This window comes from Streptomyces sp. NPDC002669 (genome assembly GCF_042889165.1).
GTDB lineage: Bacteria > Actinomycetota > Actinomycetes > Streptomycetales > Streptomycetaceae > Streptomyces.
The window spans coordinates 97,417-109,077 of the sequence record NZ_JBIAQQ010000024.1 but is presented as its reverse complement, the minus strand read 5'-3'; the positions used below and the strand labels follow the sequence as shown (position 1 = coordinate 109,077).

The following is an 11,661-nucleotide window of genomic DNA, read 5'->3' as shown; positions in this document are numbered from 1 at the left end:
GGGGGCGAGGTGGTTCGGGAACAGGTGTGGGTCAGACGGCGAATTCGTACCTGCCCGATCCTGCGGCGAAGACGGCACAGCCGTCCTCCATGCGCAGGAACTCCACCTCTTCGTGGGCGACTTCGGACGCGTCGCGGGCGGGGATCCAGATTTCGGCGGTGGTGTTGACGGGCAGGGAGACGGTGAGGCGGAAACCGCCGTTCGCCGTGGTCCAGTGGGTGGTGACCGGCCCGTACGGCGAGTCGAAACGGGCCTTCGCCTCCCCCACCCCGCCTCCCGGTCGGGGACGGACGATGATCCGCCGGTAGCCGGGGGCGCCCGGTGCGATGCCGGCGATGTGGGCGTACATCCACTCGCCGACCGAGCCGTAGGCGTAGTGGTTGAAGGAGTTCATTCCGGCGTCCTGGAAACGGCCGTCCGCCCGGACCGAGTCCCAGCGCTCCCACATCGTCGTGGCGCCCCGGTCGATCTGATGGCCCCAGCTGGGGAAGGTCCTCCGGTGCAGCAGCCGGTGGGCGACCTCGTCGTGGCCGGTGGCGGTGAGCACGGGGAGCAGCCGGGGGGTGCCGAGGAAGCCGGTGGACAGGTGCCAGTCCCTGGCCCGGATGAGTTCGACGAGCCGGTCCGCGGCCGGTCCCCGTTCGTCCTCGGCCAGGAGGTCCATGGACAGGGCCAGGACGTAGGCGGTCTGGGTGTCCCCCTTCACCCGGCCCCCGGCGGACACGTGGGCCGCGCGGAAGGCGTTCCGGACCTTGTGGAAGAGCTGCCGGTACGGCTCGGGGTTCCGGCCGAGCACCCGCGCGGTGCGTGCGACGAGGTCGGCGCTGTGCGCGAAGTAGGCGGTGCCGATGACGTCCTTGGGGGTCTCGTCCTCGATGTTGAGCCAGTCCCCGTAGCCCTCCGCGGGACGCAGGAAGCCGTCGCTGTTGGCCGTGAGGTAGTCCAGCCACCGCACCATCGATGTCCAGCTCTGTTCCAGGACCCGCACGTCGCCGTACGCCCGGTACAGCGCCCAGGGGACGGTGACGCCCGCGTCGCCCCAGCCCGCCACGCCCTTGCCGAGGGGGCGTACGTGGGGGGCGACGTCGGGGAAGGCGCCGTCCTCGTCCTGGGCGTCGCGCAGGTCGCCCAGCCACTTGGTGAGGAAGCGGGCGGACTCCATGAGGTAGGCGGCGGTCGGCGCGAAGACGTTGATGTCGCCGGTCCAGCCGAGCCGCTCGTCACGCGCGGGGGTGTCGGTGGGTACGGACAGGAAGTTTCCGCGCAGGCCCCAGACGACGTTGTTGTGGAGCTGGTTGAGCATCGGCACATCGGTGCCGAAGTCGAGGGTGAGGGGGGCGTCGGTGTGCAGGACGAGGCCGACGAGGCTCTCCCGGGTGGGTGTTGTGGGGTGGCCCGTGATCTCGACGTAGCGGAAGCCGTGGAAGGTGAAGCGCGGCTCGAACGTCTCGGTGCCGACGCCCTTGAGGATGTACGTGTCCGTGGCCCGCGCCGACCGCAGGTTCGCCGTGTAGGGCGTGCCGTCGGGGTCGAGTGCCTCGGCATAGCGCAGCCGCACCCGTGTCCCGGCCGGTCCGGAGACGGTGAGGCGGACGGTACCGACCATGTTCTGGCCCAGGTCGAGGACGAAGACTCCGGGGGCCGGTTCCGTCACCTCGCGCGGGATCAGTTCCTGGATCACGCGTACGGGGGCGTCGAGCTGGGCGACCGGTTCGGTGGTGACACCGTCCACGACGACGGCCCGCGCCCAGCCGGTGTCGTCGAAGCCGGGCTCCGTCCAGCCCGCGGTCTCCCGGCGGGCGTCGTACTCCTCGCCGGCCAGGAGATCGGCGCTCGTGATCGGTGCCGCGGCGGCGCGCCAGTCGGGTGCGGACTCGATCCGGTCCGTCGAGCCGTCGGTGTAGGTGACCTCCAACTGAGCGAGCAGGGCCGGGTGTTCACCGTACTGGTGGGGGCCGACCCAGCCGATGCTGCCCGCGTACCAGCCGGCCGCGAGGTTGACCGCCAGTGCGTTCTCCCCGGCGCGCAGGTGGTCGATGACGTCGTACGTCCGGTACTGGACCCGCCGGTGGTAGTCGGTCCAGCCGGGGGCCAACCGTTCGTCCCCCACGCGGCGGCCGTTGAGGTGGGCCTCGTACAGTCCGAGGGCCGTGGCGTGGAGGCGTGCCCGTGCCACCGGTTTTCCGGCGAGACGGAACGCGTGGCGCAGCTGGGTCACGGGAGCGTGGTCGGGAGGTGTCACCGGCCGGGGTGCGCGACCGTACGGGGCGAGGACGACGGCCGGGTTCCACGTGCTGTCGTCGTGTTCCGGCGCGTGCCATGTGCTGTGCGGCTGCCGGGCGGTGCACTTCCAGTGGGCGTCGGTGGTGAGGAGGCGTACGCCGTCGGCGGTGGCCAGCTCCAGGACTCCGAGGAGGCCGGTTCGGCCGTTCACGGGTGGGGCCGCGGTGAGGGCGAGGACGTTGGGGCCGGGCCGCAGGTGGGGGGTGGCGTCGATGACGCGGGGCGGTCGGCCGTCGACCACGGGGGCGGCGGCGTCGACGTGGTCGACCTCGTGTCCGTTGACGTACGCCGTGCAGCCGCCGCCCGCGGTGAGGACCAGTCGGCCGCGGACCAGGTCGTGCGGGACGTCGACGACGGTCCGGAACCAGCGGGTGCCCGTCGGCGGTTCCTCGGGGGCCCAGATCCAGTGGGAGTCGTCGAGGGGCGGGGCGGCGAGCAGGGGCGCGGGGGCGCCGATCCACTGTGCCGTCCACGGGGAGGCGTCGTGCGGGTCGGCGAGGAGGCCCGTCTCCCACCAGGTGGGGGGTGACCACGCGGCGGCGCGGCCGGTCTCGTCCCAGACCCGCACGGTCCAGAAGTAGCGTGTACGGGGCTGTAGTTCGGGTCCGGCGTAGGGCACGAGCAGGGAGGTGCCGGAGGTGACCGTGCCGCTGTCCCAGACGTCGGGGGCGGCGAGGCGGTCGGGGTCGGTGGCGACGCGGATCCGGTAGGCGCTCTGGGCCTGTCCGCGCAGGCCGGGTTCCGTGGGTTCCAGGAGCCAGCTCAGGCGGGGGTGGCGGATGTCGAGGCCGAGAGGCCGCTCGGCGTACTCGACGGTCGGCCGCGTCACACGGATGGCGGCCGTGACGGATGCGGTGGACGTGACGGACACGACGGATGCGGCGGGCTCGAAGGGTTCGGCAGGTGTCTCAGGCGTTCCGGGAATACCGGGAATACCTGGTATGGCGGGCATGGCGAAACGTCCTCTTCTCGTCGGCCGGCCCGTGCGATGCACCGGCCCGTGCGGCGCGTCGGGCCGCACGGGGCATCGGGCCGTACAGTATGTCGATCCCGTCAAGCCGGGTTGCTCAACTGCACGCTCAACCAGCCGAGTTGAGCCTTCTGCTGGAACATGGCACCACCCTCGTGGCCGTTGAACGGATACACCTCGATGGCCTTGGGCCCGCCGTAGGCGTTGTGGGCGGCGAAGACCGTGGACGGTGGGCAGACCTGGTCCATCAGGCCGACGGAGAACAGCGCGGGCGCACGGCCGCGGGCGGCGAAGGTCACTCCGTCGACGTAGGAGAGGGTGTGCAGCACCTGCTCCTCCTTGCCCCGGTGCATGCGCAGGTAGCCGGCGATCTCGGCGTACGGGCGCGCGTCGGTGAGCGTGATCGCGCGGGAGAAGTGGCACAGGAACGGCACGTCGACGCAGACGGCCGCGAGGTCGGGGACCAGGCCGGCCACCCCGAGTGCGATGCCGCCGCCCTGGCTGGCGCCGAGCGCGACCGTGCGGGCCGGGTCGGCCAGGGGGTGGGAGCGGGCGGTCTCGACGGCACGGACCGCGTCGGCGATGACGCGGCGGTAGTAGTACGTTTCCGGATCCTCGATGCCCCGGGTCATGAAGCCCGCGTGGGAGGGGCCGGAACCGACCGGGTCCGGGGTGTCGCCGACGTTGCCGCCGCTGCCCTGGCTGCCGCCGCCCTGCCCCCGTATGTCCATGACGAAGTGGGCGTAGCCGGCCAGCGGCCACAGGGTCCAGCAGTGGGGCAGGCCCCGGCCGCCGTTGTAGCCCTGGAACTGCACCACCAGGGGCAGCGGCCCCTCGGCTCCGGCCGGGGCGGTGAACCAGCCCTTGATCGGGTGGCCCCCGAATCCGGCGAAGGTCACGTCCCACACCCGGGCTCCGGTCAGCCCGGTCTCCACCGGCTCGAACACGGCGTCGAGATCGTGGGCCCGGGTCTCGGCGAGGGTCTTCTCCCAGAACGTGTCGAAGTCGTGGGGGGGGCGGCTGTCTCCGGCCGGTAGTCGCGCAGTCGGTCGAGCGGCAGGTCGAACTGGGCCATGGTGGTTTCCTCTTCTCCCGGCTCTCTCAGCCGCAGATGAACTGTTGGCGGACCTCGGCCGAGAACCGCACCGTGTGGATCTCGGCGGGGCCGTGGATCTCCTCCCGGCTGTCCAGGAGAATCCCCTCCGTGTCGGCGGTCCGCTCGGCCGTCGCGCGCGGTTCGACCCGCAGTTGCACGCCCGCCCCGGCCAGGGCGTGCCGGAAGCGGCCGAGCTTCACCCGCCAGGGGATGCCGTGGTGGAAGTCGTCGCCGATCAGGGCGCCGGTGCCCGCGTCGAACATCCGGCACAGGTCGCCGGTGTAGTCGATGTCGGCCCACAGTCCGGCGAGTTCGTCCGGTTCCACGCCCGGCGCGCGCAGCAGCAGGCGCGCGGGCGAGAGCTTCTCCACGACGAGCTTCTCCCGGTCGGGCCGGGGGCGGGGGGCCGGTGCCGTGTACCGGGACAGCGGGCCGGCCGGCTCCTCGCGCACCACGGCTCCGGCCACCCGCACCACTTCCGGCCCGGGGAGGACGGACCAGGTGAACGGCTCGGGTTCGACGCCCAGGGGGACGAGACGGCTGACGGTCACGGTGTCGCCGTCGAGCGTCAGGTCGTCGGGGCCGGTGACGAGCCGCCGCTCGCCCGCCAGGTCGGTCACCTGGCTGTGCTCGGCCTGTTCGCGGCTCAGGGTGACGATGTCGAGCGTCTCACCGACCGTGAAGGAGCCGTCGCCCGTGACCGTGGTGGCGATGCCGTCGGGGCCGTCGAGCCCGTTGTCGTCGATGCCGCGCAGCGCGTATTCGACATCGCCCGGTCCGGGGCGGAAGAAGACGGCGTGCCCGCGCAGCCGGGCGAGCGGCTGGGCGGTGGCCGACACCAGGGTCACTCCGTGGCCGAGGTCGAGCCCGACGGGCAGGATCGCCGAGCCCCCGGATTCGACGGACAGCCCGGTGGAGCGCGGGAACCGGACGTCCCCGTCGTCCAGCCGGACGACGAGCGAGACCTCGTCCCTGGCGCCGAGCGGGGTCCGGTTTCCGTAGTTGGCCAGGAACACGAACGCCGAGGTGCCGTCCGAGCGCACGGCCGTGCGGAGCCGGTCCTCATCGGGATCGGTGACGGGATCGGTGGACGGGACCGCCCGCATTCGGGCGAGTTCGGGGCCGAACTCGGTGACGAAGCGGTTGAGCGGCGCCGTGCGGTAGAAGGGTGCGCGGCGCTCGCCGTACTCGCTGACCGGAGCGCCGAAGTCGTAGGACAGGAGCGAGAATTCCGGTTCCTTGGTCATCCAGCCGAAGTCGCCCCGGACCGGGTTGGCGCCGCCGTGCATCATGTAGTAGCCGAGCATGATCGTCTCTACGGTGCCGAGCCGGGTCAGTGCTCCGACGAGGACGTCGTCGGGGGCGGTCACGGGCCGGTACGCGGCACGTGTCGGGGAGCCCCCGCCCAGTTCGCAGAAGGCCACCGGCAGTTGGCCGCGGAAGGGGAAGTCCTGGCTGCCGAAGACGGTCAGGCCGCTGTTGCAGGGCCTGAAGTGCAGGTCCATGTAGCCGCCGTAGCTCACCAGGAAGGTGTCCGCGGGCGGTTCCCCGGTCGCCGTGCCCCAGCCGGTCATGGAGAAGACCGGGGCCGTGATCCCGGCCTCCAGCGCGAGCCGGCGCAGGTGCTCCATGTGTGTGGTGAAGTCCTTGCCCGTCGGACCGCGGTGGTCGGTGGCGGTGTATCCGAAGAGGGTGCGCCAGTCGTTGGGGGCGTGGGTGAGTTCGTTCTCCAGCTGCACGACGACGACGGGGCCGCCGTCCTGCCAGTACAGGCCGGAGAGTTCGCGGCCGAGCCTGCGGTAGTAGCGGCCGACGAGTTCCAGGTAGCGCGGGTCGTTGGACCGCTCGGTGAGCGGCATGCCGTAGAGCCAGGGCGGAAGTCCGCCGACGGAGAACTCCGCGTTGTTGTAGGGGCCGATGCGCGGGGAGAAGAGCATGCCGTGCCGGTGGCAGAGTTCGGCGAAGCGACGCACGTCGTTGCCGCCGGTGAAGTCGAACTCGCCCGGACGTGGTTCGACGAGGTTCCAGAAGACGTAGCTGGAGACCATGGTGCAGCCCGCGCTCCTGAGTGCGAGGATGCCCTGTTCCCACTCCTCGGCGGGGTAGCGCTGCGGCTGGAACTCCCCCGCCACCACGGGCAGCGGCTCGCCGTCGATCTCGAAGTGGTAGTTGTTCGCGGTGAGCCGCCGCCCCTGCGGGTCCGTGCCGCCCCAGTGCGCGAGATGGTCGCGGCGGAGGGTGAGCGCCGTGTCGCGGGCGTCGTGGACGATGTCGTGCGTCATGCTGCGGTGCGTCCTTCGGTCAGAGGTGGCCGACCATGTGGGTCATCGGAGGTAGCCGACCACGGGGGTCCAACTGGTGGTGTCGTACGCGTTCTCTCCGGCGGGGCCGGCGTCGACGATGAAGCGGAGGGTGTCGCCGGCCCTGACGGTCAGTGAGTCGACGGAGGTCGCCGCTCCCACCCGGTCGTCGCCGCCGACGGTGCGGGGCGCGAGCACGTCGCGGTCGCCGAGGCGGATGCGGACCCGGACGCCGTCGCCGCCCTGGTCCGCCTTGACCGCCCGGCCGCGGATCGCCACGGTGCCGTCCCTGGGCGCGGTCCAGACCCTGGCCACCTGGCCGGTCCCGCCCGTGGGGTGCCACTGCCACTTCTTGAGCAGGGGCAGGGCGCCGGCCGCCGGCCGCCAGGAGTCGTCGACCGCCTGGTACGACAGGTTCGTCCAGGTGGTGCCGCCGTCGGGCAAGTACTGGTAGCGCCAGTCGAGCACGCCCTGTCCGGAGGCGAAGTCGCGGGCCGCGAACCAGACCCGGCCCCCGGTGGTCGGCCCGGCGTTGCCGGAGACGGCGACGTCGGCGAAGCTGCCGCCGTCGACGGTCGCGGTCAGGCTGTCGCCCTCCCACAGGTTGTCGCGGATCACCCCGTCGGGCGGGGCCTCGTCGCCGAGTGAGGCGATCGGCGGTTGGCCGTTCTCGACGATGGTGTTGGACTCCACCGTCACGTTCCGGTTGGGGCCCTCGGCGTGGATGCCCTGGAGGGCGACGCCCCAGCGGACGTTGCCGACGATCAGGTTGCCGCGGACGGCCACGTCGTCCGTCCAGCCCTCGTAGTTGATGCCGCTCTGGTCGGGCGAACCGCTCTGCCGGGTGTAGGCCACGATGTTGTTGGTGAGGTCGACGTCGGCGACGTGACCGAGGTAGATGCCGGTGGTGCCGGTGGAGACGGTGCAGCCCCCGGCGTGGCTGACGAGCGAGTCCCTGACGGTCACCCGGGTCATGCTCTGCAGCGTCAGGGAGTTCGGGCATTCCTCGGCCAGGGGGGCCGGGGCGCCGTCGTCGTTGCTCAGTGCGAGACCGGTGAGCACGGTGTCCTGGATGAAGTTCTTCAGGCCGCGGCCGTCGCCGAAGGCGATCGACACCCCGTTGTGCTCGCCCCTGATGCCGGTCATCCGCACCCCCTTGACCGCCCACCGGTCCGCCGCCGGGGCGGCCTTCCCGCCGATCCGGATGCCCATGTGGTTGTGGTGGACGTACAGGTCGGAGAAGGTCAGGTTCTCGTGGCCGATGCCGCTGGTCTCGTCGTAGCCGACGACGACTCCGTACGTCATCTTCGGGCTGCCGCGGCCGTCGACCTCCAGGTTCTTCACCGCCCAGTGGGAGGGGTTGCTCAGGCTGATGCCGTAGGCGGACGTGCCCTTGAGGATGCGCGGTCTGTCCCCGCTGCCGTACGCGGAGAGTTCGATGCGGGCCGTGGCCGTGCCGGAGCCCTTGAGCGTCATGCCCTGCGCCCACGCCGCGCCCCGGGCCAGCAGGATCCTGTCACCGGCGGTGAAGGTGCGGGCGTTGACGGGTGTGAAGGTGCACCAGGGCTGTTGCGGGGTGGCCGGTCCCGAGTCGGCGCAGTTCGATCCGGGGCGGTTGTCCACGTGGTAGGAGGTGCCCGCGGCGTGGGCCGGTCCGGCGAGGGGCAGGGCGGTCAGCAGGGCGGCCGCGGCGGTGGCCAGGGCGGGGGTGGTGCGCTTCGAGCGGGTCATCGTTGGCCTTCCTCGGGTGCCGTGACCGGCGGGGTCCGCCGGTCCCGGCACCGGTTCAGTCGACGCGGATGTGGTCGATCGCTCCGTTCCAGGTGCTGGTGGGTTTGCCGATGTAGTAGTTCCAGCGGTTGAACGGCTGCACCTTGAGCCGGGTGATGGTGCCCTTCCAGCCGGGGACGGTGGCCATGTCGAGAACGTATTCGGTGTGTTCGGCCCCCGGTACGAGCGGAATCGCGATGCCCTTCAGTCCCGCTTCGTTGGGTGGCGGCGCGCCGCCGCCCGGGAGGTCGAAGTCCGGTTCGTCCTCGGTGGTGAAGAGCAGGTAGCCGACGGGGCGGTTGTCGGGGTTGCTCATGCGGACGCGTACGTAGCGGTGCTCGTCCGCGTCGAGGCCGAGGCCGTCGGGGGAGAGCAGCTCGGGTTCGTAGCCGCTCCTGCCGACGAGTTCGCCGTCCTTCGTCGGGGCGGGTGCGTGGCCGCTGTCGGGCGGTGTGGAGGTGGCGCCGTCCGCGAAGGCGAAGGTGCGGAACTTCAGGCTGCGCCTGCTGCCCGCCTCGGGGCCGTACCAGGAGCCGTTGCCGTCGACGGAGTAGTACTCGCGGCCGTCGGGGTGGAGGCCGGCGTCGTTGTAGCCGATGCCGTACGTCCCGCCGCCGGGGGTCTGGTAGGACGCGAAGACCTGTAGTCCGTACGTCGCGTCCGGGTCCAGGTCCTGGAGGTTCGGGTACACGCTCACCGGGCCGCTCGTGGTGGGGACGTCGCCGGGGTGCACGGAGCCGGTGAAGAGGGTCTCCGCCGTTCCGGTGCCGCCCTCCTCCAGCCGGACCACCCGCAGGAACAGCGATCCGGCCGGTTCGCCCTTCCGGTACGCCCACAGGTCGAGCCGGGCGAGGCTGCCCCCCGCGGCCCGGAAGGTCTGCATCCGGGTGTTGAGCCAGGCGATGTCGGCGTGGTCGGTGAAGGTGCCCCGGGAGTTGTCGGTGCCGGGTACGACGTCGGTCACCGGGCGGCCCGGGGAGGGCCTGCTCACGTCGGGGGCGAAGGCCCATCCCTCGCCGTCGTCCGTGAAGTCCCATGACTTCGCGGGCGGGTCGTCGAAGGCGATGCGGTCGAGCGAGATCCGGCCCTCGGCGCCGGTGAAGGTCACCTTCAGCCGCCGCACGGTTCCGTCCCATGCCGGGTGGCCGGCGAGGGGTACGAGGAGGTCGCGGTAGGCGGTGGCCAGCCCCTTGGGTTCCTCGGGGTTGAGGTGGAAGGGGACGCTGCCGGTGCGACCGCCCGCGGTGGTGAAGGTGACGGTGCCGTCGGTCGCGCGGGTGTCGTTGTCGAGTCGCAGCCGCAGCGCGGAGCGGCCCCCGGGTGCGAGGCGGAGGGTGCCCGACGTCTCCAGCCGGGTCCGCTCGCCGCTCGCCCGGACGTCGAGCTTGCCGCGCCGGACCGTGAACGGCTTGTCGCCGGTCCATCCCTGGGCGTCGTCGTTCGCGTCGAACGACCAGGTGCCCGGCGCGTCGTCGGCCCGGCTCCGTGCCGAGTAGCCGATCGCGGGGGCCCAGCTGACCGGTGCGCTGCCCGCGGCGGTCTCGAAGCGGATGACGTCGCCGGCCCTGACCCGCAGGTCGTCGACGTTGGTGGCCTGGCCCGAGGCGTCGATGCCATCCCAAGGCCCGGCGAGCCGACGGCCGTTGAGGGTGAGGGCCACGCTCGCGGTGCTGTCGGAGGCGGCCGTGGGCAGGGCGAAGCCGCGGAGGTTGACGGAGCCGCTGCGGGGCGCGGTCCAGGTGCGGGCCGTGCCGGCGGTGGCGGTGAACCGGTCGATGGTTCCGGCGGGCGAGGTGTAGGCGTGCCGGTCCCCGTCCCAGGGCAACGGCTTCCACCGGCCGTCGTCGCGTGCGGCGTAGCCCCATGGTCCGCCGCTCTTCGGCGCCCCGAAGTCCTCCGCCGCGTGGCCGAGATCCGCACGCCGGTCGACGGACACGTTGTTGTGCTGGGTGAAGCGGGAGACGTCGCCGCCGGACTTGGCGGTGAGGAAGCCGTAGGGCTCGTGGTAGAGGTTGCCGGTCAGTTCGGCCCCGACCGGGATGTTGTTGCCGAGCTGGCCGATCGCCCCGTCCGGCGGGTACGGGATGTGCGACTGGACCCCGTTGTCGGCGAAGACGTTGTCCACGACCTTGTCGTCGGTGTGGAAGTCGTCCGCGCCGTGGATGGCGAGGTACTCGATGCCGCCGCCGTGGTTGTCGGCGAAGTAGTTCCCCCGGATGGTGATCAGGCTGGTCCGTGACTCGTGGTCGATGGCCACCATGTCGGGGTTGGCGGTGTTGGGGGTGTCGGTGACGATGTTGTTGGCGATCAGGACGTTCCTGGCGTTGCCGAGGTAGATCGCCGCGGTGCCGTAGGTGGTCCGGCACGCGGCCTCGTTGCGGAGCACGGAGTTGGTGACGACGGCGTTCGTCACGTTGCCCAGGGCGAGGCCGTCCGGGCAGCCCACGTCGACCTGGGAGGGCACGTCGGCCGGGTCGCCGTTGTTGTTGTCGTCGTGCAGGTACACCTGGTCGACGACGACGTCGGTGAAGGCGTTCTCGCCGCTCTTGCCGGGTACCCGTTCGGGCGGAAGGTCGGTGGCGCTCCTGTTGGTGCTGGTGACGATGCCGTGCGCGTTGTGGGTGCTCTCGACCCGGCTGATGCGCAGTCCTTCGAGGACGGGCCGCGTGATGCCGTACTCGCCGTTGTTGACGATGTGCAGGCCCGCGACGCGGGAGTCGTGGACGCGGAGGTCCTCGAGGACCAGGCCCTTGTGGCCGGGTGTGGTGAAGGCCGCCCGGATGCCGTAGCGCATGTCGCTCCTGCCACCGGTGGTGGAGCCGACGTCGAGGTTGCGCACGGTCCAGTACGACGGGTTCTTGAGCAGCAGGCCGGTGTCGAGAGCGTTCTTCACGATGCGGGGGCGCGGTCCCTCGCCGTACGCGTCGATCGTGACGGGGGCGGTGGGGCTGCCCGCGCCCTCGACGGCCAGGCCCTCGGCGAAGACCGCGCCGCGGGCGAGCAGCAGCCGGTCCCCGGGGAGGTAGGTGTGGGCGTTGGCCGGGGCGAAGCCGCACCAGGGGGCGTCGGGGTCGGTACCCGGGTGGTCGTTGTCGCAGTTGCTGCCGGGGGTGTTGTTCACGTAGTAGGTGTGGCTCTCGGCCGCACCGGCCGGCTGTGGTTGCAGCACGGCCGGCAGCAGCAGCGCTCCGGCGACCGCGGCCAGGGTCCTGTGTGTGCGGGGTGTCCTCATGGTGGTGGCC

Annotated in this window: 4 protein-coding genes and 1 pseudogene; all 5 read right to left on the bottom strand. The window is 71.8% G+C overall.

The features are described from left to right. Positions 1 to 31 precede the first annotated feature (31 nt). Positions 32 to 3,235 (bottom strand): alpha-L-rhamnosidase, encoded by a 3,204-nt coding sequence (locus tag ACFYW1_RS29570; protein ID WP_388999796.1) that lies wholly within the window; start codon positions 3,233 to 3,235, stop codon positions 32 to 34. Positions 3,236 to 3,336: 101 nt separating this feature from the next. Continuing rightward, positions 3,337 to 4,328: pseudogene (locus ACFYW1_RS29565) on the bottom strand (acetylxylan esterase). 26 nt (positions 4,329 to 4,354) lie between these two features. Then, entirely contained in the window at positions 4,355 to 6,631 is a 2,277-nt protein-coding gene (locus ACFYW1_RS29560) for a beta-galactosidase (RefSeq protein WP_388999793.1), read from the bottom strand. Between the two features lie 42 nt (positions 6,632 to 6,673). Then, positions 6,674 to 8,380, bottom strand: coding sequence for a right-handed parallel beta-helix repeat-containing protein (locus ACFYW1_RS29555; RefSeq protein WP_388999790.1), 1,707 nt, complete (start codon positions 8,378 to 8,380; stop codon positions 6,674 to 6,676). A 55-nt stretch (positions 8,381 to 8,435) separates the two neighbouring features. After that, positions 8,436 to 11,651 carry a hypothetical protein gene (locus ACFYW1_RS29550; protein WP_388999787.1) on the bottom strand — a complete coding sequence of 1,072 codons (3,216 nt, stop codon included), beginning with the start codon at positions 11,649 to 11,651 and terminating at the stop codon, positions 8,436 to 8,438. Positions 11,652 to 11,661: the final 10 nt, after the last annotated feature.